The organism is Pelagibacterium sp. (genome assembly GCF_048264985.1).
Lineage (GTDB): Bacteria > Pseudomonadota > Alphaproteobacteria > Rhizobiales > Devosiaceae > Pelagibacterium.
On the sequence record NZ_JBLXCL010000007.1, the window covers coordinates 1 to 25,861 of the forward strand.

General features: G+C 58.2%; 22 protein-coding genes and 1 tRNA gene. 13 read left to right on the forward strand and 10 right to left on the reverse strand.

Going from position 1 to position 25,861, the window contains the following annotated elements:
* Window positions 1-217: 217 nt before the first annotated feature.
* Entirely contained in the window at window positions 218-811 is a 594-nt protein-coding gene (locus ACN0TA_RS15105; protein ID WP_417584409.1) for a hypothetical protein, read from the reverse strand.
* 377 nt (window positions 812-1,188) lie between these two features.
* On the opposite strand from ACN0TA_RS15105, the gene ACN0TA_RS15110 reads away from it, so the two are divergent.
* Window positions 1,189-1,968 (forward strand): hypothetical protein, encoded by a 780-nt coding sequence (locus ACN0TA_RS15110; RefSeq protein ID WP_417584411.1) that lies wholly within the window; start codon window positions 1,189-1,191, stop codon window positions 1,966-1,968.
* 200 nt (window positions 1,969-2,168) lie between these two features.
* On the opposite strand, the gene ACN0TA_RS15115 is transcribed toward ACN0TA_RS15110, so the two are convergent.
* Together ACN0TA_RS15115 and ACN0TA_RS15120 are read right to left on the reverse strand one after the other, a co-directional pair.
* On the reverse strand, window positions 2,169-2,966 hold the full coding sequence (locus ACN0TA_RS15115) for a TIGR02391 family protein (protein WP_417584413.1): 798 nt from the start codon (window positions 2,964-2,966) through the stop codon (window positions 2,169-2,171).
* Window positions 2,963-3,568 (reverse strand): hypothetical protein, encoded by a 606-nt coding sequence (locus ACN0TA_RS15120; RefSeq protein ID WP_417584415.1) that lies wholly within the window; start codon window positions 3,566-3,568, stop codon window positions 2,963-2,965. Before ACN0TA_RS15120 ends, ACN0TA_RS15115 begins: the two co-directional genes overlap by 4 nt.
* Before the next feature lie 302 nt (window positions 3,569-3,870).
* Here ACN0TA_RS15120 and ACN0TA_RS15125 point away from each other — a divergent pair, with 302 nt between their 5' ends.
* Together ACN0TA_RS15125 and ACN0TA_RS15130 are read left to right on the forward strand one after the other, a co-directional pair.
* Complete coding sequence (locus ACN0TA_RS15125; RefSeq protein WP_417584417.1) at window positions 3,871-5,799, forward strand: ATP-dependent helicase; 1,929 nt, start codon at window positions 3,871-3,873, stop codon at window positions 5,797-5,799.
* 5 nt (window positions 5,800-5,804) lie between these two features.
* Window positions 5,805-6,254 carry a hypothetical protein gene (locus ACN0TA_RS15130; protein ID WP_417584419.1) on the forward strand — a complete coding sequence of 150 codons (450 nt, stop codon included), beginning with the start codon at window positions 5,805-5,807 and terminating at the stop codon, window positions 6,252-6,254.
* A 283-nt stretch (window positions 6,255-6,537) separates the two neighbouring features.
* On the opposite strand, the gene ACN0TA_RS15135 is transcribed toward ACN0TA_RS15130, so the two are convergent.
* The 4 genes from ACN0TA_RS15135 to ACN0TA_RS15150 all read right to left on the reverse strand — a co-directional run bounded on the left by ACN0TA_RS15135 (window position 6,538) and on the right by ACN0TA_RS15150 (window position 11,865).
* The gene (locus ACN0TA_RS15135) at window positions 6,538-7,929 is read right to left on the reverse strand and encodes a hypothetical protein (RefSeq protein WP_417584421.1); all 1,392 of its coding nucleotides are present in this window, start codon (window positions 7,927-7,929) and stop codon (window positions 6,538-6,540) included.
* Complete coding sequence (locus ACN0TA_RS15140; protein ID WP_417584423.1) at window positions 7,926-9,053, reverse strand: DUF3800 domain-containing protein; 1,128 nt, start codon at window positions 9,051-9,053, stop codon at window positions 7,926-7,928. The genes ACN0TA_RS15135 and ACN0TA_RS15140 overlap by 4 nt, the downstream gene beginning before the upstream one ends.
* Before the next feature lie 884 nt (window positions 9,054-9,937).
* A complete protein-coding gene (locus tag ACN0TA_RS15145; protein ID WP_417584425.1) occupies window positions 9,938-11,524 on the reverse strand; it encodes a tyrosine-type recombinase/integrase in 1,587 nt (528 codons plus the stop codon).
* 264 nt (window positions 11,525-11,788) lie between these two features.
* Window positions 11,789-11,865: transfer RNA gene (locus ACN0TA_RS15150), tRNA-Met, on the reverse strand.
* A 765-nt stretch (window positions 11,866-12,630) separates the two neighbouring features.
* On the opposite strand from ACN0TA_RS15150, the gene ACN0TA_RS15155 reads away from it, so the two are divergent.
* Window positions 12,631-13,584 (forward strand): ring-cleaving dioxygenase, encoded by a 954-nt coding sequence (locus ACN0TA_RS15155; protein ID WP_417584427.1) that lies wholly within the window; start codon window positions 12,631-12,633, stop codon window positions 13,582-13,584.
* Window positions 13,585-13,620: 36 nt separating this feature from the next.
* Here ACN0TA_RS15155 and ACN0TA_RS15160 read toward each other — a convergent pair whose 3' ends face one another.
* Together ACN0TA_RS15160 and ACN0TA_RS15165 are read right to left on the reverse strand one after the other, a co-directional pair.
* A complete protein-coding gene (locus ACN0TA_RS15160; protein WP_417584429.1) occupies window positions 13,621-15,543 on the reverse strand; it encodes a vWA domain-containing protein in 1,923 nt (640 codons plus the stop codon).
* Between the two features lie 2 nt (window positions 15,544-15,545).
* The gene (locus ACN0TA_RS15165) at window positions 15,546-16,091 is read right to left on the reverse strand and encodes an RNA polymerase sigma factor (RefSeq protein ID WP_417584431.1); all 546 of its coding nucleotides are present in this window, start codon (window positions 16,089-16,091) and stop codon (window positions 15,546-15,548) included.
* Window positions 16,092-16,204: 113 nt separating this feature from the next.
* Between ACN0TA_RS15165 and ACN0TA_RS15170 the strand changes: the two genes are divergently transcribed.
* Entirely contained in the window at window positions 16,205-16,423 is a 219-nt protein-coding gene (locus ACN0TA_RS15170; protein ID WP_417584433.1) for a hypothetical protein, read from the forward strand.
* An 11-nt stretch (window positions 16,424-16,434) separates the two neighbouring features.
* On the opposite strand, the gene mnmA is transcribed toward ACN0TA_RS15170, so the two are convergent.
* Window positions 16,435-17,583 (reverse strand): tRNA 2-thiouridine(34) synthase MnmA, encoded by a 1,149-nt coding sequence (mnmA, locus tag ACN0TA_RS15175; RefSeq protein WP_417584435.1) that lies wholly within the window; start codon window positions 17,581-17,583, stop codon window positions 16,435-16,437.
* A gap of 280 nt (window positions 17,584-17,863) precedes the next feature.
* On the opposite strand from mnmA, the gene ACN0TA_RS15180 reads away from it, so the two are divergent.
* The 8 genes from ACN0TA_RS15180 to ACN0TA_RS15215 all read left to right on the forward strand — a co-directional run bounded on the left by ACN0TA_RS15180 (window position 17,864) and on the right by ACN0TA_RS15215 (window position 25,839).
* Complete coding sequence (locus ACN0TA_RS15180; RefSeq protein ID WP_417584437.1) at window positions 17,864-19,255, forward strand: flagellar hook-length control protein FliK; 1,392 nt, start codon at window positions 17,864-17,866, stop codon at window positions 19,253-19,255.
* Window positions 19,256-19,267: 12 nt separating this feature from the next.
* On the forward strand, window positions 19,268-19,975 hold the full coding sequence (locus tag ACN0TA_RS15185) for a flagellar hook assembly protein FlgD (RefSeq protein WP_417584439.1): 708 nt from the start codon (window positions 19,268-19,270) through the stop codon (window positions 19,973-19,975).
* Window positions 19,976-20,146: 171 nt separating this feature from the next.
* Entirely contained in the window at window positions 20,147-20,425 is a 279-nt protein-coding gene (locus tag ACN0TA_RS15190) for a DUF1153 domain-containing protein (protein WP_014131558.1), read from the forward strand.
* A gap of 270 nt (window positions 20,426-20,695) precedes the next feature.
* On the forward strand, window positions 20,696-22,321 hold the full coding sequence (gene fliF / locus ACN0TA_RS15195; RefSeq protein ID WP_417584441.1) for a flagellar basal-body MS-ring/collar protein FliF: 1,626 nt from the start codon (window positions 20,696-20,698) through the stop codon (window positions 22,319-22,321).
* A 7-nt stretch (window positions 22,322-22,328) separates the two neighbouring features.
* Window positions 22,329-23,402 (forward strand): flagellar motor switch protein FliG, encoded by a 1,074-nt coding sequence (gene fliG, locus ACN0TA_RS15200; protein ID WP_417584443.1) that lies wholly within the window; start codon window positions 22,329-22,331, stop codon window positions 23,400-23,402.
* Window positions 23,399-24,025 carry a hypothetical protein gene (locus ACN0TA_RS15205; protein ID WP_417584445.1) on the forward strand — a complete coding sequence of 209 codons (627 nt, stop codon included), beginning with the start codon at window positions 23,399-23,401 and terminating at the stop codon, window positions 24,023-24,025. Before fliG ends, ACN0TA_RS15205 begins: the two co-directional genes overlap by 4 nt.
* A gap of 60 nt (window positions 24,026-24,085) precedes the next feature.
* Window positions 24,086-24,373: a flagellar motor switch protein FliN gene (fliN, locus tag ACN0TA_RS15210; RefSeq protein ID WP_417584617.1), complete on the forward strand. Its 288-nt coding sequence runs from the start codon at window positions 24,086-24,088 to the stop codon at window positions 24,371-24,373.
* A gap of 32 nt (window positions 24,374-24,405) precedes the next feature.
* Window positions 24,406-25,839 (forward strand): sigma-54-dependent transcriptional regulator, encoded by a 1,434-nt coding sequence (locus tag ACN0TA_RS15215; protein WP_417584447.1) that lies wholly within the window; start codon window positions 24,406-24,408, stop codon window positions 25,837-25,839.
* The last annotated feature ends 22 nt before the right edge of the window (window positions 25,840-25,861 follow it).

The following is a 25,861-nucleotide window of genomic DNA, read 5'->3' on the forward strand; positions in this document are numbered from 1 at the left end:
CAATAAACGCTCCTCAAGCTGCTCAATCCCTGGCAGCCCCAAAACATAAAACCCCATAGCTCAAAGCATGCCGACCGCGGGTTCCTGCATGAGGGGCTTTCGTACGCCTGCCGGCACCCGAAAACCTTCACCATTCCCGCCGTTGCGCCTGCCATTGTGATTTCTCGAAAGCGGACATTGTCGTTCGTCACGCCTAACGACCAGATGGGGTAGAAAATCAGTCATTGACGCTCGGTCGCGATGTACGGATCGTGCTCGCAAATTCTCGAAGGCTTTGCTTCTCCGCTATCCATTCCTGCATTTGTACAATGGTCACGGGATGCACCGGCAGGGAGGCTGGCGGCCACTCCTCCGGAAACTTGGTATTTGTTCTGTGGATCGCGGGATCGGCTGCACATTGGTCCATCAGCCGCTGGATCGCTTGATATGCCCTTGCTGGGTGGGCGGAGTATATCGTAACCACCTCACCTTCTTCCGGGCGTGGGACGTACCGGTAGGCGTGAGAGGAGTGGGCTTCATCCATCTCTATGAGAACCTCGGCAACCTCGTGACTGGTCCGAAGGCCCTTGCTGATCGCCAGAAGAAGGAGAGAGTTTAGTGAATGCCGGACATCTTGGCGCTTAAGCTCCTTTTCCGATACTCCGGCGCGCTCGAGGAAGGCTTTGAGCGCCAACTCTGCCGCCATCGCGAAGAGGTGATTCTGTGGCTCCCAAAAGGTATCCGCTGTGGTCGAGTTCTTGTGTAGGACCCTTGCCGCATCAAGATAGCGGACGGCAATTGCTGTGATAACTTTGTGCGCGTTGACTGTCACAGCCGAGCTCGATTGGGTTGGTGTTGACGGGTTTCGATATACTCTGCCGGAGAAACGCCCGCTAACTGGAAGATGGAGACCGCCGTATATACCCCGATCGGCATGATCGCGCGATGCACTGGAGGTCGCCTAGGCGCCCTCATTCTCGCCATTCGGCGCGAACCTTTCAGATCACAAAAGCAGACATCGTTCGCGTTGCAGTCGGAAGGGCGTTTCGGGTTGGACTGGGGACCGGCATCATATTGATGTCTTTCCGATAAGCGCGTCGCGAAGGGCCGATGGGGGTACCGACACGTAATAACTTCCAGGGAAAAAATAACGACATTGGCAGGCAGCTACCGAGCAGTTACTGATCGGCCGATGGCGGAGGATGTCAATTGGCCGACGAACATGCAGTGTACGAATACGCGAAAACTCAAAGGGAGCTGCTGAAGTTCTCTTCCGAGAACATTGCGCCTGCGGCTCCCGTATACGTGGCTTGGCTGGACTTGATGGGGGCCGGACACATTATGTCTGTTTCGGTGCAGAAGTCTGCCAATTTCTTGGTGCGCCTACATATGGCGGTCGAACGATCCGCTAAAGAACACAAGTTCACCGGTACACGCCTACCCATCAACGATGGTATCTATCTTGTGTCTGAGAGCAAGACAGAAATAATCTCCATGGTTCAGACAGTGATGGTCACGATGGCTTCATTGTTCATTGCAACCAAGGCACCTCACGACAGATGCCTTATCCGAGGCGCAATCGCATTTGGCCCTGTTTACAGGGGTCAAGAGCTGGCGGGCGGGATGAGCAAGAGGATGCAACAGTCGCCGGCCTTTCTGGAGAATGTTCTATTCGGTCCGCCCATCATCCAGGCCTATAAGGCCGAAGGAACGGCTCCTCCTTACGGCATTGCAATTCACGAGTCGGCACGTAGCTTTTCCCCTGAAGGAGGCTCGCCGTTCAGAATGACCCACTGGCTCTGGTGGCAAAGACATGACGAAAATGCCCCAGGCAATGGACGAGGTTACAGTGATGTGAAAGCTGTGCTCGGCAGTCAACTCGCAGAGCATTTCGAGTGGATGGAGAAAACTCTGATCTTCCACGGTGTCCCAATGGAAAAGGTTAAGACATGGAAGGCACTCTGTGATCAGTACTTCAGCGCCGGATAATATCTGTCGGCGAAGCGCTGGATCCGCCGTTGCGAGGGTCATCGCCGCTTCTAAAATGCGGACGTCACAGCAACCATGCTCAAGGTTGCGGGGCGATCTCGAGAACCCGAATCAGATCATTGTCAGCGCGATAGGCCGCTCAGACATCTCATCGGAATGGAGGGCACGACAGGTCTTACGTGGAGCGAGGGCTGCAGCGTTCAGATTCTCGGCGGCATCGTCGCTTTGTCGATCCTGCGGTGAATGAAGGAGAGCAGTGAAAGCAGGTCCTCCGCATCCTCCTTCTTCATCTCCCAGTCCTTCCGCGGTGCATGCGCGGTAGGATTTCTGAAGGTGCCGTACGTTCCCTTCAGCAGGTTGACGAACCCCTTCTGCTCGCTCATCTCGCTCATCGACCTGAACGCATTGATTGTAAGCATCGGGGTTTCGCCCCCGAAGACGCGGTCGAACAGCACGTTCCCGTCATCGATGAGACCAGTCCGTTTGCGCAGCTTCTCGATGACGCTCTTCACGGCCTCTTGGACGGCGTGAAAGTAGTTGTCCGCTATGAGTTCCGCCCGACAGAAATCTAGCACGTCGGGATGGGTACCCCGGGACAGGAGGTCCTTCCTCAGTTCAGAGGCCCGGCGCTCGGCTTCCGGCAGCGTGGTTGCCATCCCGCCCTTGTCGAGCTTCCCGGTATCGTCGACATAGAGGCCAGTGAATGCCAGTGCGCGGTTCACGTTCGCGCGCATCGGTTCATATCGCTCGGGAAACCTGACGAACCGTGCAGGCTTCAACGCTTTCCGGATGAAGGCCAGGATGTGCAGGTTCTTCTGCTCCCGGTTCTGGTACTCGACGAAGGCATTGTAGATCCTGTCGCGCTTCGTGCCGGGACCGGGGTTCTTCAGCTTCGCGCTCTCTAACAGGAAATCGATTTCGCTGTTCTTGAGGCCCTGGTCGGTATCGCCCAGCGCGTCGGCGATCGCCTCCAGATGCTCCTGCCTGAACCGCATCATGCGTCCCCCTTCCCCGGCTTCTTTGCTTTGGCTTTCGCCTCCTCCGGCGTCTTTCTTGTGACCCGCTCTCGGTCAGGATTCATGCTGTCATCGAGCGCGTCAATTGTGTTCCTCAGGGACGAGACATCGGCCTCGAACTCCCCAAGAAAGCCCGTGCACAGCGAGCAGGCCCAGACCACGATCACCGGGTCGGGCACATCCTTCAGCTCCCCCCAATCCTGCTCGAGCATGGCTTGCATCTCGCCGCTGGCTTCGGCCCTAAACAGTGATCGGAGCTGCTGCAGCCTTGCGTTACGTCCCTCGCCCGCGAGATTGTGGGCGATTTCGTTGCGCACCGAGTTCACCGTGAGGATTATGTCCCACATCGAGTTGTCATTTTTCCGTAAACCATACGCGCGCACGACGTGGGCCTTTTGCGAGAAGCTGAGGCGGGCTTCCTTGAAGAGGTGTTCGGGGTGGAAGAAGACCACGGCCAGGATGTTGTCTAGCGCGGTCTCGATGATCAGGTGTCCCGTCAGGACTGCCTGAAGGAGCGGATCGGTCTGCTTCATCTTCTCGTGAAAGAGTGCGGCGTACTTGTCGAGATGGCTTAGTTTCTTCATCAGCTCTCCCCTCCGGACACGCTCCGATAGCATAATCTACCGCCCGCGACCTTGGAAGTTGGCCGCCGACCGGATGCACTCAGGGATACATGACGTGGTGCTTGCATTGGTGCCCGGGCATCTCGCGCATCCCCTCCGCTAGCCTCACCAGCACCGAGCCGATGAATGGCTGCAGGCCGTACCGACGAATTGGCGGCAGGTTGCAAACGCGTGCCATGTAGACTGCCCTTTGAACGGGCGCCGGAATGCCGTTAGATTCCACGCGATTAATATCCAGACACGAACATTTGGGGGGGCGAGTATTGGCTTGGGATACAGGACTCGATCAGGGCGGCGTTGCCTACGGAATCGCGGCGGCGCCGGAACCACGGGTGCGGGTGATTGCGGGGCCAGGAACGGGAAAATCATTCGCGATGAAGCGGCGCGTGGCGCGGCTGCTCGAGTCGGGGATCGCACCGGACGAGATTCTGGCGGTTACCTTCACGCGCGTGGCAGCGGAGGATTTGCACCGCGAGCTGCAGAAGCTGGACACGCCGGGGTGCGAGGACCTTGAGGGGCAAACGCTGCACAGCCTCGCGATGCGCATCCTCTCGCGGAAGCACGTTCTCGAGGCAGTCGGTCGAGCTCCCCGGCCACTGAACACCTTCGAAACGAAGGCCATGATCTGCGACCTTGCTGGCGACAACGGCGGGAAGCGCTCGGTCAAGAGGATGATGCAGGGATATACAGCCGCGTGGGCTCAGAGCCAAGGAGATGAGCCGGGTTTCGCGAAGACGGTCGAGGAAAAGCAGTTCCAGGCCCATCTGCTTGATTGGCTGGATTTCCATCAGGGCATGCTGATCGGCGAGCTCATCCCGTACCTGGTCCGTTACCTAAAAGACAACCCGGCCGCAGCCGAACGGAAGGAATTCAGGCATCTTCTGATCGACGAATTTCAGGACCTCAACAAAGCCGAGCAGACTGCTCTCGCTTATCTCGGCGAGGCGGCGGAGATTTGCATCGTCGGTGACGACGACCAGTCCATCTACAGCTTCAAGAACGCGCACCCTGATGGCATCCGAGAATGGAAGGATCTCCACCCCGAGTGCGCGGACCTCGAGATGGCTGACTGCCACCGATGCCCGACAACGGTGGTCGACATGGCGAACGCGCTGATCGCCGTGAACAAGAACCGCCAACCACGCGCCCTCAACGCGCTGCAGGACAAAGGCCCGGGAGAGGTGGCTATCGTCCAGGTGCCCTACCTTTCCAGCGAGGCGAAGTGGATCACCAACAAGGTGGCGGACCTGCTCGCGAACGGCGTGCACCCGAGCGAAATCATCATTCTCGTCCAGCGCGCCGTCGCGGGCCGCCCCATTCTCGAGGCGCTGAAACAGGCGGGTGTTCCCGCCAAGTCGTACTACGAGGAAAGCCAGCTCGACTCCGGCTCGGCGCAGGAGCGCTTCGCGACTTTCAAGCTCCTCCTCAACAATGAGGACCGGGTGGCGCTCCGATATCTGCTGGGCGCCGGCGAAGGTGATTTTCGACGGAACGCGTATACGCGAGTGCGGGCGCATTGCGAGGCCAGCGGAGACAGCCCATGGACCGCGATGCAGAAGCTCGCGGACGATGTGCTAACGCTTCCCTATACGAAGCCGCTCGTGGAGCGGTTCAAGGCGATCCGGTCGGAGCTGGCTGCTCTGGACGACCTGAAGGCGGACCTGCCCGCCTTCGTTGACGCACTTTTCCCAGCTGGGGACGAGAACTTGTTGGAGTTGCGTGACCTGGCCCTGGCACAACAGGAGACGGCCGGGGATCCGGGAGAACTGCTTGGCGGCATGATGGAGGAAATCACCCAGCCCGACATTCCTCCCACCGTTGAGGAAGTAAGGCTCATGAGCCTTCACAAGAGCAAGGGCCTAAGCTCACCCTTCGTATTCATTGCAGGCTGCGTCGAGGGTATTCTGCCGGCGGCGCCCGATCCGGACTGGCCCAAGCAGGTGAAGGATGCCGTCCTAGAGGAAGCGCGGAGGCTCTTTTATGTCGGGATCACGCGCGTGAAGTCCGACTTGGCGCAAGGTCGACCAGGCAGTCTCTTCATCAGCTATCCGCAGCAGATGACGATTAAGGATGCCTACGGCGCCAACGTGGCGTTTAAGACCAAGTCCGGCGTCATGGCGAACCTCCTACCGAGCCGGTTCCTGGGGGAACTCGGCGCTGCGGCGCCCAAACCCATCGCTGGGGCGAAGTGAGGACGGTGGCGACACGAGAGGAGCTCTACGCGAAATTCGGGATTACGGCCGAGGCCGCGCAGCTGTTCGAAACTGAGCTCGGCACATTGATACTATGCTCTCAGGCGCTCGAGCACGGCTGGCACCTCGCGCCGGACGGTGAGAAGGCGCGCGCCGCCCTCGACGAGATTGACAGGAGCACGCTCGGACGCCTCCTAACGGCCCTCAAGGGCCGTGTCGCTCTCGATAGCGGCCTGGAGGATAGATTTGCGTCAGCTCTCAAGGCGAGGAACCGACTGAATCACGGCTTCTACGAACGGCATAATTTCAAGATCCAGACCAATGAAGGGCGCGAAGCGATTATCGCCGATCTGGAAGCTCTCCACGAAGAATTGTTCCAGGCATGGCGGATCGCGAGCGCGATGACGTCGCTGGTGTCGGAAATCATGCGTGAAGATGCGGGCCGAACGCCGTAGCTCAGACCGTTTGATCGAGACAGGACCGAAGTGGTGCCGCCCAGGCCCGGGCAAGCGTGGAGAACGTACTCTAGTGGCAGCTAACGCTGTCGCCGGTCCTTAAAGCTGCCTATCCGCTTGCGGCCCCCGACGCTCTTCAGCAGCTTCCAGCCTGAAGGGGCCAGCAGCAACGCGCGCCATTCCGGACGTTCAGGAGCGGGCAGCGAAGTGCCAGAAGCGGACCGGCATCGAAAATCGCCATGCAGCAACATAGACAAGCCGGAAATACTGTCCACTGCCGCAATCAGCGCGAACGGGTTCTTGGCGCCCAGGGAACCGGCGAGACCTCGCCGACCCAACGCGCCGTCAGCCTGCTCGAGTGGTTGCCGGCATAGCCGCACATCCTCAGGATGGCCAACTCAAGGTACCACTGCGCAAGTCGCCACGTCTCAGGAACTACGGGACCGAGCGGCGTGGACGAACGACGACCGCTATGCACGAGGTCATTTCTCACACGCGTCAACGCCTCGGGTCCATCGGCCCAAGCGCCCTTTCGCCTACCGCTGCGCAGCTTTTTCAGTTCAGCGGGTATGGCTGTCGGAATACCCCAACCGATGCATGCACCCCGTATCTTGTCGGCGGCAGTGTTCGGCAGAGGGATGCCCGCGACCGTGAGCGCGGTAGTGGAGAGCCCTTCCAGAGCCGCCTGTGACAAGATCAGCGCGCCGTCCGTTCCCATTCCGGAACCGCCGCGATTGCTCCGCAGGTACCAATAGAGGGCTTTGGAAACTGCTCCGGCGGTCTGCGGATGATCGCGTACCTTCATGAAACCCGGAAAGAGTGCGGTGAGCGCTTCGGCATGATGGACGTCGAACCAACTTGTTCGGGCTACCCAAGAGGTCGATGGAAACGTTCCCCACTGCTCGTAGGCCCTGCCGCCCTCTCGGTCAAAACCGACGGCTCCGAACACTGAGGTAGCGTGACCGCGCGCAAAGGACAGGAACTGGTGCAGGCCATAGACCACCCTTTCCGCGTCGCCAATAGAAAACATGCGACCATTGGCCCTGCGAATCTCGGCAATGTGCGTCATGGCATTGCCGCCCAAGGTTTTCAGCTGCTCCACGGTCTTCTTGGCAGTGGGTAGCTCCTGCATTTCGACGGACCAGTCGGCATTGGCGAAAACAACACGGCCTAACCGCCGAGATCCCCCCACTGCCTCGTTGTGCAGGATGTCGTCAGGCCCGATGAAAAGCGGAAAGTTCAGTATATGGACGACAAGCTGCGCCAGTTTGACCCGCCGGTCCCGAAATTGGGACGGGGCACCGGACTTGGGGATCATGTCGAGCGTCACCGCGCCCTCAGAGGTATAGGCGGTACGCGTGACCAGCATGTTGATGGGCTTGCCCCGCGGCCCGAACCTCATGATGAGGTCGTCCCGGTCATCGACGCGCCACCAGTCGGCACTTGCCGCCGTGTCCGCTACCCACGTCACCTTCAGTCGCTCGTCTGGGGCGGTTTCGAGACGGGCTTGTCCCTTTCCGGTGTACGTTTTGCCCTTCGTCTCCAGCGTCACCTGTCCTTCGGCTAGATGGATTGACGTCCCCGGTCCGTCATGTGAAAAAATCGGAGCTATGAGGGGAAGGTCTCTCGCCAGTTTCGTACCCATCTCGGCCGCCTTCAGTGTGCCTGCGGTCATCTTGGCGACACCCCGAACAATTGGATTTTCCCCGCATGCGGCGTCGAGGTCATGAAGTTGAACCCGATGGCCAACCGCGGAACGGACAGTTCCAGGAGGGAGTGGAAGGCCTCGGTGGCGGACGGGTGTACGGTCTTCTCGGCAAAGAGCACATCCTGCGCGTAGCGCATTGTGAAACCTGCTAGCAGGTCTGCAGCCTGTATGCCCGCACTCTCATCGGATCGGGCAAAGGTCAATTGGGCCTGCTCGGCAAAGTCATAGTTGGCAAATCGCAGCGACGGCACCGCCTTCTGTCGAGCCATAGACTCCGCTGCCACTTTGGACTTGTGCAGAATTTGGTCGAACTGCAATTGCTCGTCGTGGATCAGAACGAGGTCCTTCACGCGGCGTCCGTGTCTGTGGTTCAGGCGGGCATAGATGTTGGTGAATGAACTGAGGTTGGGAAGCATCCAGAACGGCTTGCCGTTTTTGCTATCATCAGGAATCGGCAGTCCGCGCCGCCAGCGCTCGGGGTCTGAAGCGTCGAGTTCTCTAAAATCACCGAGGGTATCGGCGGCGGCATCATGGATACCCCAGGCAAATTCGTTGCTCTGCGCGAGCGGCTCCACCCAATCGAGCAAGGCTTTGTATACTGCCTCCGTGGCTTCCTGTGTCCGCGCATTACAGGCGTGGATGTAGGCCAACATCACGGCCTCGGGCATGTACTGCCGCATGTACTCGGCCATCATTTTTTTGACCCAGAGGGCTCCCGGCTCAAGGTCCATCGGCCCAACGGGCGGCATGACGAGGTTATCGACCATCATGGCGCAAAGCTGGAAACGCTTCTCCACCACCTCAACGAACAACGGCAATCTTCTTATCGACAGGTAGGTGGCGAGGTCGGCAATGAATCGAGGTTTCGTTCGAATATGTTTGGATTTGAGCTCGCCTGACCGGAGGCGGTGCAGGCGACTTAGTCGCGACAGCTCCTCTTGCAGGGCCACTGGGTCGTCCACCCCAAGACAGGCCAGCACGAACACGGGCTGGGAACCGAAACCAAGGCTCGGCCCTGCATCGGCGAGGTCGCCGCTGCTGCCACTCTCGTCGAGGTAGTAGGTTTCCGTTTTGGCAGGTTCTTGGATCACGCTCCACCATACCGATAGGTATGGAGGCCGTCACGGGGCGGTGGCGCGACAACGACCAGAATGTCCGCCGCCGACAAAAGGAGCCGCCTATCGGGCGGCTTCCTTGTTTGCACCTGCTATAATCTTGGCTCCTAGTTGCCGTCGGACTCGGAGGAGGTCTGCTTTCTATCGACGATCACCAAAAGCGGACAGACTGCCACCGGCCCCGATCGCGCCGTTGCCGCGGTGATGGGATGTCTCGCCGAATGGCCGAAATGGGGGAACTGGACTAGGTGAGCTAAAACCGGAAACACCTATTGCGCACTTTGAGACATTAACCGTGCCCTATGAATCACATTATGGACAGGCCATGGCGGAAATTGAACTTGTCCATAAAGTGACTCTTGGGACGCGAAATGTGTCTCGGCGTCATGAGGTAACGGGGGTGTACAGGGGGGCTCTGAAAACGTTTTTTTTAACGTCTTTCTCAACAGCGTCTGAATCCCGCTGATATCACGAGTGCGTTGTGAAACGAGTTGTTTCTTCCAAGGATCGTAGCTCGCCGTTGCTTTTACGCGGATGTTTGGACGAGCGACCGGTCAACCTCCACGACGCGGGCGCGTTCTGGATCCACCGCATATCTGCACCTCGCAGGTATTTCACTTGGAGGAACACTTCCGCTCTCGCGGGCCAGAATCTTGGGTGGTGATGCCGATCCCGTTTGCCGCACAGAGGCTTTGCTTTCGGCATCCACGATGCCGAGGTTATCGAAATTTCCGACGAGGCCCTCTTTGACACCAGTTGCCTAAAATCGGTCTTGGTAGAAATAACCTGATGAATTTTTGGGCACGTCAGAATGTGATCGACTGCCTTCCACTCAAGTCACGCCTAGGTGTGGACAGCAATTACACAATACTTGAAGTCTCCAACAATCCGTAATCCGCCCTCAGCTTCGCTTCTATCAAAATTTCAGCTACGGCAATTTCCACAGAATTTATCTTGGAAAGTACGAGCTTGGCTTCTTCAGGTGTAATGTGAATGGCACCATATCCATCAGCAATGTTCGTTGATGCGTGCCCGAGAAGTCTGTTTCTTACACGCTGGGGAATACTAGCCTGATCGTACCATGTCGCGCGCGTATGTCGACCGCCATATAAAGTGAGTTGCGGCCGCTCGAAACTGAATTTTACCTTTACATACTGCCACGATTTAGAAAAATCATGTCCCCACATTTCTCTTCCAGAGACCTTGTGAGTATACAATTTCCATTCGGGAAATACTTTCGTTTCCCCTTTTTTCCTAAGCACTTCAACTCGGTCCAGAAAGCCCAGATCGATGATAAGTGCAGGTATCGGAATAAGACGCTTGCCGGCTACTGACTTGACCGTCGTCGCAGCTGTCTGTCCGCTTTCATTTCTAAAGTCCAGATACCAGACACCCTCGATCTCGATCACTTGATCCAAGCGGAGCTTTCCAATCTCGGAGGGGCGCATTCCAGTGAAGAAAATCAGCAGATACGCCCAGTAAATGTGATTTTGCACGAAGACGGTTCCGGGCTGCCAGAAATGTGCGGCAGACTTGCAGCCGACGAACAACGGCAAAGAGAATAGCTTGAGTATTTCTTCGGGCTTCCATGCATCGCGCGGAATTTCCGCACGATTTTTTCGAGATACAAGACGGAATTCGTAATTCGGGCCGTCATAGGCCGCCTTTGCTCTCGCCCACTTGAAAAATGCGTGCAGACCCCCGTGCCACGCATTACGCAGCCTCACCTTGGAAATGGGCGTCAGCCCCTCCCACCCTGCGCTTTGTGCGTACAACCACCGGGTATGAAGAGAGGCCTGATACTCCTTCGGAACACCGCGAGGATGAGGAATTTCGGGGAGGGCATTTTCAACGCGTAAAAAGTCGCTCGCGGTTAAGCTTCCGAGCGGTCTGTCGCCTAGAAAATCAACGAGAAACTGAAGGATCAGCCCAATGCTCTCTTCGGCTCGACCATCGCCATCGGTAATAAGGCGCTGTTGAAGGAAGGCACGGCGGACCTGAGAAATCGTCGAACTGGCGTCTATGACGCCGGCGTGAGCTGCGGAGTTTTGCGTTTGGACGACATCCAAATTGGGTCCGGTGGCGGTGTCGGGTCCTTCTGAAGCAAAAGGATCTTCCGTAATCCACCTTGTGTGCGACGTGCTCCGGACCGGAAACGGGGATCTTTTTGACTGCAACTGCTCCATCATCGCAGTGTTGTTCACGAAACCCATCCAGGTGGGCCAAAAGCCTTGAGGCGAAGTCGTAAGGGGGTGTTCTGCAATCCGGGCCTCGCTGATCAGGCGCACGACCAATGTTTCCAAAGCTCGACGCTCGACCAGATCGGCCTCGTCAAGACCTCCGTTTCTTGCATTGAAGCGCTGCATGTCGGCGAGCAAGGCATTGGCAAGGGTGTTGATATCTTCGCGAAATTCGTAATTCTGCATCATATTGGCCACTTTCAGCATGCGACACACTGCGATGTGATAGTCAGCTGTCCTGAGCGATATCCGGAAGTGGGTAGGGAGGTTCGGGGCAATATAGTTTCTCAGAAAGAATCGTTTCTGAAACCAGTATCGACCGGATTTTCGGATGATGTAAGCGGCCCGTGCCATAAGACGAAAACCTTGCGTCTGGACGGTGACACATCGCGGTGTCACGTATCCGGCGCGGCGCCTACCACTTTTGGGCAAACCCCAAGATTTCCGGGCCATTTCGAGGGTGATACAAAGTGGTAGCGGAGGAGGGACTTGAACCCCCGACACGCGGATTATGATTCCGCTGCTCTAACCAGCTGAGCTACTCCGCCCCAGTAGGGCATGGCCGTATGGATGGCCTGCCGACGACATGAAGGGCTGACGGCACGGGGCTTATTAGGGACGCGCGTTCGTGCTGTCAAGCGTCACGCTGCCTGGTTTGACGCTTTCCATAAATTGACCGATCGCATCGAGATCGCGCACGAACGTCTCCCGCTCGTTCCAAGCCCTTTCCCTGTCGGGAAGTCGCAGCAGATAGGCGGGGCAAGCAGTGATGAAAACCACTGTTCAATCTTCGAGCCTGCTTGGTGCGCCGCGCAAACGCGAGAGGGTTGCGCCCCGTCGCGCCGAGCGCCACGATATTCTTCGGCCCAACCGATGCCGATCGTGATCGAGCCAGAATCGGCAGGATGAAACTTCACAACTATTGGGGTGATGATGCATACATTTTTTGCCCCGCGGCACGAATCTAAAGTGCTTCACAGCGCTGGTCACATACACTTTTTGCCGGAGCCCAACGCTTCGCGCCGGCTCGGTTGAGCCAATGTCACCGCCCTTGGTCGCAGAGCGCTTTTTGATCCCGCTCGAAGCGCAGGAGGCATCATATTTGGCGGCATCCGAGAGGATCGCCAGCTTGCGGGTAAATGAGAGCCGAACCGTTTATTCATGCTATGTTCTCGGTTCATGAGGTGCAATCCCACTCTGCCGAGAAGTTATCGTTCAGCGCCTGCGAATAATGAATTCAGTTTAGGCACGTTTTGACGAACCCGGTCCCGCTCTATGTTAGGTGCAACGATCACTGGCTTTTGGAGACAGTAATGACACTCGAACTCACCGGACTGCATCATTTGACAGCCGTAACTGCGAATGCACGCGAAAACCTGCGCTTTTACACGAAGGTTTTGGGGCTACGGCTGGTCAAGCGCACTGTCAATCAGGACGATACAAGTGCGTATCATCTGTTTTACGGCGACGGCAAAGCCTCGCCTGGTTCCGACATCACATTTTTCGACTGGCCCACCGCGCCCGAGCATCGCGGTACGCACTCTATAGTGCGCACAGCGTTCCGCGTGGAGGGCGAAGCTGCGCTATCCTGGTGGAAAGACCATCTTGACGCCAATGGTGTTAAAACGTCCGTCATCGCTGAACGCGCTGGCCACATGTCGCTCGATTTCGAGGATAGCGAGGGCCAGCGCCTTCGTCTTGTCAATGACACGCGGGCGGGTGGCGCGCACCCTTGGGACAAGAGCCCGGTGCCGTTGGAGCGCCAGATCAAAGGTCTGGGCCCGATCACCATGAGCGTGCCGGATCTCAAACGGTCTGAGCCGGTTCTGACCACAGTGATGAACATGCGCAAGATCCGCACCCATCCTGCAACCGAGGGCCAAGGCGAAATCCATGTCTTTGCCATGGGAGATGGCGGTGCCTCAGCTGAGCTTCACGTGGCTGTCGAACCTGATTTGCCTTTTGCCCGCCCCGGGGCCGGAGGTGTCCACCACGTTGCCTTCCGCACCCCGGACAAAAACCAGTTCGATCACTGGGTCGCACGCGCCACACAGGCCGGCTTACGCAGTTCGGGCGAAGTTGAGCGCTACTATTTTACCTCGCTCTACTTTCGTGAGCCCAACGGCATTCTGTTCGAAATCGCTACGGACGGCCCTGGCTTTGACGTCGACGAACCGATTGAGACACTAGGGGAGAGCCTCGCGCTGCCTCCCTTTCTGGAGCCTAAACGAGCCCAGATCGAGGCCGGCCTAAAGGTCATCGATTAAAAAAAGGGCCCGGGACGCATCCGGGCCCTTCGTTGTTCACTCAAGGCCCGCTGCAATATCGACCAGCCTTACAAATTCGGCCCGCCGTCCCAAGGGGTCATCTCCAACCCCCGAGACGGCGAGCGCTCTGATATCGGCCCAACTCATTGAGAGCAAATGCGTCGACCCCTTGAGCTTTTGCCCGAATGCCGCCACCGCAGCCGCGAAGTCGATATCTGTCTGTTCGATTGCGCCGACCTGATTGGGCAGGATCGGGGATTCAAGCAGCTGGGACACATCGCTATCGGGCGCCTTGTAGCGCAGCTTGAGAAAGCCAAGTTCGTTACTCTCAGCGTCCGATGAAGATGCGGACTCATTGTTGCCATAGCGCAACGGATCAACGGACCCGCGTGCGCCGACCGGGGTGACCTCGTAAATCGCTGTCACCGTATGCCCTGCCCCGATATCGCCTGCATCCACTGCATCATCGTTAAAATCCTCGCGCGCCAGAGCCCGCGTTTCATAACCGATCAGCCGATATTCCGAGACCGTCTCGGGATTGAATTCCACCTGGATTTTAACATCCTTGGCAATGGCCATCAGAGTGCCCCCCAGCTCCTCGACCAGAACCTTGCGCGCTTCTGAATAGCTGTCGACATAGGCTGCATTGCCGTTTCCGGCCTGCGCAAGCGATTGCATGATCGCGTCGTTGTAATTGCCGGTTCCAAATCCAAGAACCGAGAGGAACACCCCGTCGTCGCGCTTGGTTTCAATGAAGCGCTCCAATCCGTCCGGATCGGACAGGCCGACGTTGAAATCGCCATCTGTCGCCAGCAGCACGCGGTTGGTCCCGTTTTCAATAAATGCTCTTTCAGCCAGGCCATAGGCGGCTTCTATGCCCTGCTCACCTGCTGTGGAGCCGCCTGGCATCAAACCGTCAAGCGCCTGAAGGATTGCCGCTTTTTCACTCGCCTGCGTGGGCTCGAGTACAATGCCCGCACGACCTGCGTATGTAACGATCGAGATCGTGTCATCTGGTCCCATTTCATTGATCAGCAGGGCGAACGCACGCTTGAGCAGCGGCAGCTTGTTCGGCTCATCCATCGAACCCGACGTGTCGATCAGCAAAACCAGATTGGCTGGCGGCACAGACGTTATGTCGACAGCTTGCCCCTGAATTCCGATATGAACCAACCGGCTCTCCGAATTCCAGGGCGATGCCGTCACCGCGACCGAAGTTTCAAATGGGATATCGCCGGTCGGCGCGGGATAGCTGTAATCGAAATAATTGATCAGCTCTTCGACACGAACCGCATCTGCTGGCGGAATTTGCCCCAACTCGAGCGATCCACGCATATAGGCATAAGCTGCAGTGTCGACGTCGACCGAAAATGTCGAAACCGGGGTATCGGCAACAATTTGAACGCCGCCTTCATCGAACGCTGTAAACTGGTCCCCGGCAGCGTTCAGCGTCGAAATTCCACTCCCTTGCGCGCTCGGCGCCACGCTATCGAACTGACGCTGGGCCATCACGGGTGCAGGCGCGGGAGAAGGCATTGGTTCGGCAACATATGTGTCGCTCAAATCCATTTCAGAGGCGCTTTCGAGCGACGCCGCCGGCTCGGGCGCTTCGGCTTGGGCCATTTCGCGGTCGGCCGGACTGTTTTGGGGCTGCCCACGTAAACTATCGAGAGGGCTAAGCGCAGTTTGGTTCATCATGGCGACGCCAAGTGGCAATACCAGAAGCGCGGCAAATGTGGCTCCGAGCGGTATACGCATATCCATTGTCCATGTCCCTTTGATCTTGGAAACGATGGACCTGAGACGCTGCCCCAGGGAGAATCCTTGGACGGCATGTGCTTTTTTCTGTTCCTCAGCAGCATCGAAGGCCGACATGGCAGCGGCTATGGCCTGCTCCCGCGCGTGGCTGGACGGTGGCGGCGTAGTGCCACCAAATGCGGATTTGAGTTTGTCGTCCATAGCTAAACCAACCCTTTCAGGGCCTTCTTGGCCTCATGAACATACCAGGACACTGTAGCTTCCCTGACGCCCATGATGACGGCCGCAGCTGCATGAGACATATCTTCACCATAGACAAGCAGCACGGCGTCGCGCTGTCTTTCGGGCAGCATGCGGACTGCCTCCCAGACTTGCGATTGCGTTGTCGCGCTCTCCTGTTCGGGCGCCATCTGTGCGTCACTCACATGGGCAAGTGCCTCGACCTGTCGGCTGCGCCGCGCGCCCTGGCGCTGACGGTCGCGGACTGCATTGAGCACAATGCGGTAAAGCCAGCTTGTAAATGCCGAGCGCCCGTCAAAGCCCGCTATCGCAGTCGCCAGCTTGACACAGACATCCTGAGCCACATCTTCGGCATCCTCGCGATTGCCACACCATTTGTATGCGGTGCGATAAAGGAAATCATAGTGCTGTGCGATCAGCGCGGCAAAGGCCGAGCGATCTCCCTTCGCCGCGCGCGTTATGGTATCGTCGATGCCCAATACCTGATCCACCCCTGCCCTTTCAGCCATCGTGCGCAAAGTCTAATTGCATGTGTGACGATTGGCGCGGCAAAATCCTTGGAATTTTTTCTTACGCGCCCTTATGTCAGGGATAACGCACCGCCTGCACCTAGGAGATGACAATGGCTGAAACCGAAAAAACCAATTGGGGCAATCGCATCATCCTTTTGATCTTCGGTGCGCTCGCCGTTATCACAATTGGCGCAACCATCATCGCCACGATGAATGAGTGGGGTGAAGGCAATGTGGCTGGCGCAAGCGCCGTTGAGGATCTTTCCACGATCGAACCCGGCGATGAGCAGACCGCTGAAACGCCCGATGAAGTTGAACAGGCTCAGTAAGCAGCGATGGTTCAGGCGACGAGCGTCGCCGGAACCGCCTCGGCTATGAACCCGCCGCCAAGCACCTGTGCATCGGCGCCATCGTCGGAGTAAAGGACGCAGGCTTGTCCGGGGGCAATACCGCTCTCTCCAGCAATCAATGTAACATAGACCTCGCCGTCACGAATATTGATCACCGCCTCTTGGGGCGCACGCGTCGATCGCACCTTGGCCTCGAGCGCCAGCCCGTTGCCGTCAGCCATCTCGGCGAGCGGGCGTGGCCCGAGCCAATTGATATCGCGCAAGCGCACAGTACGCGCTGTAAGCGCCGACTTGGGGCCCACCACGACCTGCTGAGTCCTTGCATCAAGTCGCAGCACATACAGCGGCTCCCCCGAAGCAATACCCAGCCCGCGACGCTGCCCGACCGTATAGTGGATGATGCCCTTGTGCTGGCCGAGCAAGCGGCCGTTTGCATCGACGATATCGCCGGGCTTTTCAGCTTCGGGCATCAGTTTTTTGATAACATCGGAATACGAGCCCTTGGGCACGAAACAGATGTCCTGGCTGTCGCTCTTTTCGGCCACCACAAGCCCCATGTCCCGCGCTAAATCGCGTGTTTCGTCCTTGGTCATGTTGCCAAGGGGAAAGCGCAGAAAATCGAGCTGACCGGATGTTGTCGCGAACAGAAAATATGTCTGGTCTTTATCGCCATCAAGCGGCCGCAACAGCTGGCGCTTGCCGTCCACCATCCGCGAGCGGACATAATGACCAGTCGCCAGACAATCAGCTCCCAGATCACGAGCCACCTCCATCAGGTCGACGAATTTGACCGACTGGTTACACGAAACACACGGGATTGGCGTTTCACCAAGCGCATAGCTTTCGGCAAACGGCTCGATAACGGCCTTTCGGAACCGCTCTTCGTAGTCGAGGACGTAGTGGGGGATGCCAAGGGTTGCCGACACGCGGCGTGCATCGTGAATATCTTGCCCTGCGCAGCACGATCCCTTCCGGAACGTGGCTTCACCATGATCGTAAAGCTGCAGGGTTACACCGATCACCTCATAGCCCTCACGGGCAAGAAGTCCGGCAACGACTGAAGAATCCACGCCGCCCGACATTGCGACGACGACGCGCGTTTCGCCGGGAGGCCGGTCGAAACCAAGGGAGTTTACCATTTCTTTCTCTCATCCGGTTGGGGTCAAGGGCCAGCGGACAAACCGGATCGCACATCGATCCGGCAGTGATCGCGGCTTTTACGCCCTTGCGGCGCACTCCGCAACGCGGGGCGGCATTTTTTGCCGCTCCCCCGGTCAATCCTGCCGCCCGAAAAAAGACGAACCGCACGAGTCAAGAACTTAAGTCATTGATATTTATTTGATAATCAAAAAACACAAGACTGGCATTGCTTTTGCAAAGCTCCCAATGACCAATTGTGCGCATAAGAGTTCAAGACCAGTGACCAACGCGATCAGCATCGGAAACAAGCTCGCCCCCACCATCGTACCGGCCAAACCGGGAAGCGATGCCGGCTCGGCAATCGATTTTTCGAGCCTGATTACGCGCGATGAGACAGCAAAAAACGGCACCGGCAACCAGATCGGTCCTGCGGCTTCCCCCGTTATCCCGACTGGCGAGCCTTTGGCGGAAGCTGAGTTGGGCAACCAATTGGCAGCACTGCTAGAGCAGCTGACTGCGCTTTCCGAAAAGCTAAAGGACGGCGAGACGATCGACGCGACCGATCTCGACCAACTCCATGAACTACTCGCCGGAATTGAAGGCTTGCTTGATCAGGGCACAGCCCTGCCGCCGCAAGGATCACCTGCGCTGGCTGCCCTTTCAGATCTGGCGGCAGAACTTGGGGTCGATTCTGGCCAAGATGCCGGCGCTCTCGATACACTGGCAGCTCTGTCCTCGCACATGGCCGACAAATTACGCGACGACGCCCCAGAACTTGCTGCACGCCTGACGACGCTGACACGGAACCTCGACAGTCACGCAGCAGCGATCCAGAGCGCATTGGCCGACGAGCAATCGCAAGCCAATCTCGCCGTCAAGCACGCCGAAAGCGAGACCCGCCTCAACCCTGTAGCCGCGATTGCAGCGCAGGAAGGCGAAACCGGAAAACTCGGAACAGCGGAAAACACGGCTGCAAACGCTCGACAAACCGATACTGAGGCGGGCGCTGAGCGCTCCCTGGTGCAAGGGGGTCAGGCCGACAAGCCTGCATCGGGCAATGACAGCAAGTCCGCGCCACAGCAAAATGGCGCCGCTGGCGGCGCTGCTGCGACATCGCCGCAGGATAATATTGAAACGCCTGACGGCTTGACCATTCAGGCAGGGCAACCTCAGAACGTCACCGCCGGCTCCTCCGCCCTCGCTCGTCCAGAAGCCGCGGTTTATCAGCGGCCCGACGCACAGATCAATCTCCCCCATGTGGCTGCCGAGATTTCCCGGCATGTCCAGAATGGCGTCAGTCGGTTCGAAATCCGGCTCAACCCTGCAGAACTTGGGCGTATTGATGTGCGCATGGAAATGGACAATTCGGGCAATGTCGTCGCACGCTTGGCCGTGGAGCGCAGCGAAACGCTCGATCTTTTACAGCGTGACCAGCGCGCCCTTGAGCGCGCCCTGTCGGAGGCCGGTCTTGATCCCAGCAAGACAGAGCTGGAATTCTCGCTGGGCCAGCAGAGCGGCGGCAGGGACGGCAACGACACCGAGCAAACGCCTTGGCGCATGAGCATTGCCGACACATCGGCGCAATCTTCAGCAGCCACTGACGGACTGCCCGAACGGGCGTCCTCAGCTTATGGCTACGCACGGCTCGATGCCGTCAATCTCTGGGTATAAGGACCGCACGTCATGGTTGATGCAGTTTCAGGCACATCGTCATCCTCCGGTCTTGGCAACAGCCGCAAGACCATCGCCGACAATTTCGACACTTTCCTGCAGCTTCTGACCACGCAGTTGAAAAATCAAAACCCGCTCGAACCGCTCGATACCAACCAGTTCACCCAGCAACTGGTGCAATTCACATCGGTCGAACAGCAGCTCAAGACCAACGAGTTTCTCGAGACGATGATGCAGTCGTCACAGAATTCGACTAACGCGCAAGCGGTGGGCTATGTCGGCAAGACGGTCAGTGCTTCAGGCGCGACCACCGATCTGATTGATGGGCGGGCAAACTGGATCTACCGTGTCGACGCTGCGGCGGAAAACACAAACATTACGATCAAGGACGCCAAAGGCAACGTCGTTTATACCGAGAACCTCTCGCTCGCTGCCGGCACCGACCAGATTGTCTGGGACGGAACCACGTCCTCGGGCACCAAAGTCACATCTGGACGCTTCACTATCACGATCGACGCACGCGACGGGAATGGCAAATACGTTCCTGTCACCACCGAAATGCAAGGTGTTGTCGATGGCGTGGATGTCAGCGGCGCCGAACCTTACATCCTGATCGGCAACCTGCGCATTCCGCTCTCGTCGATTTCCGCAGTCCATGCAACTACTTCCAATCCAGCGCCCGATCCAGAGACACCGGACCCCGAGCAGGAAGCGGCCTGAGGCCCTTAGATCTATCCCATTGAATTTATTCATGGCGCCCTCAAAGAGCGTGCGTTTTGCTATCGCATTCTGCATGCGATCTTAACCGGTTGTAAGTTTCCGCTTAGCCAAATTTTAAGCCACGCGCGCTAGTGTAAGCGCTGGTTATGGTCAGGTTGAGTAGAGAGTAAAATGACCGTCCAAATGCGTCCGCGCGTAAAGTACGTGATAGGTCCCGATGGCAGTCCGCTGACCATTGCCGACCTGCCGCCTCCGAATACGAAGCGTTGGGTCATCCGCCGTAAGGCTGAGGTCGTCGCTGCCGTTCGTGGTGGGCTCTTGAGTCTCGAAGAGGCTTGCGAGCGCTACACCTTGAGCGTCGACGAATTCCTTAACTGGCAGGCCGCAATCGACAAGCATGGTCTTGCCGGGCTGCGGACTACCTGGATCCAGCATTATCGGGAAGGCTGAACACCGGCGTTCAGCACACGGCTTTCACGCCTTCAAAATCAAAACCCGCCACGATCATCGTGGCGGGTTTTGTGCGTTGCCCCAAGTTTTCCCACATACGAATGCGGCAAAAATTGCCGTTTTTGCATTGTGCGAGAGATAGTTAATACCTTGTTTACCATACGCTAGGCATATTTTGCCCAGTGGGCTCGGTGATTTGATTGCGCCTTCGTCCTGGACGCTTCGGTTTGAGCGTCAAGAACACCAAAACGACTAGGCTGAGGGTGCTGCGTGAATCAATTGGGGGAACTGCTTGGCAAGCTCGGCGTGGCACGCATCGCCGCCATGGGCGTCGTCGCCGTCATGTTACTGGGCTTTTTTGCCTTCATCATGGTGCGCTCCACCACCCCCCAGCTGGCGCCCCTCTATACCAATCTCGAATTCGATGATTCCGCAGCTATCATTGCCGAACTCGGTGGCATGGGCATCCCCTACGAGATCCGCAATGAAGGCGCCACGCTCCTCGTGCCGCGCGACGAAATCACCACAATCCGCATGTCGCTTGCCCAGGACGGCCTCCCGGCACGTGGTCAGGTCGGTTACGAAATCTTCGACAACCAATCCACGCTTGGTGCAACAAGCTTTGTCCAGAACATCAACCACATTCGCGCCCTGGAAGGTGAACTGGCCCGCACCATCGGAGGGTTGAGCCGGGTTCAAAGCGCACGCGTCCATTTGGTTCTGCCCGAGCGAGAACTGTTCCGCCGCGACATTCAGGAAGCGTCCGCATCAATCGTCCTTACCGTGCGCGGTCAGCTCTCGTCAGGTGAGATCCGTGCCGTCCAGCACCTTGTGGCTTCTGCCATCGAGGGCCTCTCGCCCAATGCGGTTTCGATAGTGGACAGCTCAGGCTCGCTGCTGGCATCGGGGTCGGGCGAAGGAGAACTCTCGATCACCGCTCAAGCCATGGAAGAGCGGACACTGGGTGTTGAAACACGTATGCGCTCGCGCCTTGAAGAGTTGCTCGCATCGGTGGTCGGTCTGGGCCGAGCCCGTGTTCAGGTATCTGCCGAACTCGATCTCAACCGCGCTACCCGCACCTCCGAGACCTTCGATCCCGATGGCCAGGTCGTGCGCTCCACTCAGATGGTGGAAACCGGCGACCAGACCAATGGGCCGGGAAACACCGGTCAGGTTACGGTCGCAAACGAACTTCCAGGCGCATCCGAGCAGGGCGGCCAGGGCGGCGCCCAAAGTTCTTCCAATACGCTTGAGGAAACGCTCAACTACGAAATCTCCTCGACCACCGAAACCCAGGTCACCGAGGCAGGCTCGATCAAGCGCATGTCCGTCGCCGTGGTTGTCGATGGCGTGTACACTTACGATGCAGCGGGCAATGCAATCTACGAACCCCGTGACCAGGCCGAACTCGACCAGATCACGGCATTGGTGCGGACAGCGATGGGCTTTGACGCCGACCGTGGCGATCAGATCGAAGTCGTCAATATGCAGTTCGCCGAACGCCCCGGCATCGAAGCGGGAACCGAAGAGCCCGGCCTGTTCGAATTCACCCGCGACGATCTCATGAAGTTCGCCGAGATGGCCGTCACCCTTCTGATCGCCTTGGCCCTGATGCTGTTCGTCATGCGTCCTCTGGTCAAAAAGGTGCTGGCGCCCGAGCCCAAGCCGCTTGCCCTACCCGAGGCATCAAGCGTTCCTGCCGAATATCAGGAGCCCGAAGAAGACCCCATGTCCGAAGTTCGTGCGCGTGAAGCGGCGACGGAAGCCTGGATGGAAACCGCCAAATCGCTTGGCGAGTCTCAGGTCAAGGCGCTTAAAATGGTCGGCGAACTCGTCGAAGGAAACCCCAAACAGGCCTCGTTGATTATTCGCGACTGGCTGAGCGAGGCGGCGTAAACTACTCATGGCGCTAACTGAACCCAACGCAACCCCGAATGTCGCGCCCTCAAAGGGACTTCAGGTCGGAGATGACGCCACCCAGCGCCAGATGCGCGGTGACGAAAAAGCCGCTGCGCTGCTTTTGGCGCTCGGCCCGGATTTCGGCCGCCCGATCCTAGAAGAACTCGATGAAATCGAAATCCGGACGCTTTCGCGGACCATGGTGCGCCTTGGGCCGATCACGCAGCAAATGCTCGACGAGCTGCTTGCAGAGTTCATCATGGGTGTGTCTTCGACCGGCACCATGTCGGGCAATTCCGACACCACCGAACGCCTGCTACTGTCCTTTCTTCCACAAGATCGCGTCGAGCAGATCATGGAAGAGATCCGTGGTCCTGCCGGCCGCAATATCTGGGAAAAACTCTCAAACGTTCAGGAAGACATCCTCGCCAGTTATCTCAAGAACGAATATCCGCAGACCATCGCCGTAGTCCTGACCAAGATTTCTCCCGATCACGCCTCGCGCGTGCTCTCGGTTCTGCCCGAGGAACTGGCGCTCGACGTCGTCCAGCGCATGCTCTCGATCGACCCGGTTCAAAAAGAAATCCTCGAAAAAATTGAATCCACGCTGCGCACCGAATTCATGTCGACCCTGTCCCATACACAGCGGCGCGACAGCCACGAGCAGATGGCCGACATCTTCAACGCCTTCGACCGTCAGACCGAAGCGCGCTTCATGACGGCGCTTGAAGAGGTCAATCGCGATAGCTCCGAGCGCATCAAGGCGCTCATGTTCACGTTCGATGATCTTGCGCGCCTCGAATCCGCTGCCATCCAGACCTTGCTGCAAAACTTCGACAAAAAGGAAATGGCGCTGGCACTCAAGGGCGCCTCCGACGCAGCGCGGGAATTCTTCTTTGCCAACATGTCCACCCGCGCCGCCGGCATGATGCGCGACGACATGGAGGCCATGGGCGCTGTCCGGCTCAAGGACGTCGACGAAGCCCAATCGCGCCTGGTCAACACGGCAAAGGATCTGGCGGCACGCGGCGAAATCGTCATCAACAAGGGCAAGGCCGATGAGGAGATGATCCTGTGAGCGTCGCCCACAAATTTACTTTCGATCTCGATCTGGCTCACAAGCCGCCCGCCAATAAGGTCATGGCAGAACATGAGTTCGAGCAGATGGTCGCCGCGGCGCGCGAAGAAGGCTACCGCCAGGGGCTCGCAGCCGGACAGTCGAGTGTCGAATCCCAATCAGCAGCAGCTCTCGCAAAATCCGCCGAAAAGTTGGCCGGTCAAGTCGCAGCGATGGTCGAGACCATCCAGGATTACGAAAAGCGCCACCTTGAGCAATCGGTTGGGCTGGCAGGGTCGGTCGGTCGCAAGCTCGCCGCGCACCTTATCGCGCGCGAGCCCCAGACCGAGCTGGCAGCGCTGCTCTCGGAGTGCATGGCATCGCTCGAAGCGGCGCCGCACCTTGTCATCCGCTGCCATCCCGGACTTTGCGATGCGATCAAGGCAATCGCCGAAGAGCGAATGAAGATGTCTGGCTTTGCCGGTCGCCTCATCGTCATGGGCGACCCTGAGATCAGCATGGGCGACGGTAGGCTCGAATGGGCCGATGGCGGTCTGGTACGCGACATCAATTCCATTTCCAGTGAAATCAACACCCGCATCTCCGCCTACCTGGCGGCGCGCGGCGCCGAGCAGGGAGACTGATCCATGGCCGATGGCGACGACGACATCCAGACCGTATCCGACGGCATCTCGTTTGAGGAAATGCTGGCCGAGGTCGACAGTGAAGACACGGGCAATGGCGAAAAGACTGCCGCTGACCTCGAGGCAGTATTTGACGTGCCCGTACGGCTCTCGGTTGTACTGGGCAGAACCCGAATGCCGGTGGCCAAGCTCTTGAAAATGGACATCGGCACAGTGGTCGAGCTTGACCGACAGGTCGGCGAAGCCATCGACATCTATGTCAACGACCGTCTCGTCGCACGCGGCGAAATCGTGCTCGTTGAAGGACGCCTTGGCGTCACCATGACAGAAATTATCAAGGCCGGCTAAACAGTTAGTCCGCCGGCAAGGAGACCAAACCCATGCGCTTACTGATTATCGGCGCCCTCGAAGGACAGCTCAGCCAAGCCTCCAAGATGGCAATGGATGGCGGTGCCAAGGTCGCCCATGCAGGGACCATCGATATCGCCCTTGCATCGTTGCGGGCGGGCAAAGGCGCCGACCTGCTTCTTGTCGACGTGATGATCGATATTCCGGCGCTGATTGCCGCGCTTGAAGCCGAGCGCATCGCGATCCCGGTCGTCGCATGCGGTACCGAGACCAATGCCGCTGCTGCCGTCAATGCCATCCGGGCAGGCGCCAAGGAATACATTCCCCTGCCCCCCGATGCCGAGCTCATCGCCGCGGTCATCGCCGCCGTTGCGCGGGAAAGCTCCGATTTCCTTTATCGCGACCCCGCCATGGCAAAAGTCGTCAAACTGGCCGACCAGATCGCAGGGTCCGACGCTTCGGTTCTGATTACGGGCGAAAGCGGCACCGGCAAGGAGATCATGGCCAAATATCTCCACGCCCGGTCAAAGCGCGCCAACCGGCCCTTCATTTCCATCAACTGCGCCGCAATCCCGGAGCATCTTCTCGAATCTGAATTGTTCGGCCACGAAAAAGGGGCCTTCACCGGCGCTGTCGCCCGCCGCATCGGCAAGTTCGAAGAAGCAAATGGCGGCACATTGCTGCTCGATGAAATTTCGGAAATGGATTTCCGACTACAGGCCAAGCTGCTCCGGGCCATCCAGGAGCGCGTTATCGACAGGGTCGGTGGCAACAAGCCCGTATCGGTCGATATTCGCATCCTGGCCACATCGAACCGCGACCTTCTCACCGAGGTCAAAGAGGGGCGTTTCCGCGAGGATTTGCTGTTCCGGCTCAACGTGGTCAACCTCAAGCTGCCCCCGCTTCGCCAGCGCCCCGGTGATATCGTTGCACTGTCCGAACATTTCGTAGCTCGCTATTCGGCGGCTAACGGCCTGCCTCAGCGCATCCTGTCACAGGCAGCCCGCGATGAATTGCTGCGCGCGCCATGGCAGGGCAACGTCCGCGAGCTGGAGAACACGCTCCATCGCGCAGTCTTGCTCTCCTCGGGCGATGTCATCGAGCCAGATGCAATCCGCATGCCCGACGGCTCCGGCCTGTCAGAGGCTGTTGCAGGACATTCGCTGGCAACCCAAGCCGCCCAAGCCGCTGACGCGGCTTCGCGTACAATGGTCGGACGAACCGTCGCCGACGTCGAACGTGACCTCATTATCGACACCCTGGGCCATTGCCTTGGCAACCGGACCCACGCGGCCAACATTTTGGGCATTTCGATCCGCACGCTGCGCAACAAGCTCAATCAATATGCCGATGAAGGCGTGGATATCCCTGCGCCTGGCGACGCACGCTCCGGAGCCGGCGGCAATCAGCTACTGGCGCCCGACGGCGAACGGGCCGTCCCCAATAGACGCTATAGCGCCGCATGACGATCGCGGCGCCCCTCTCGCC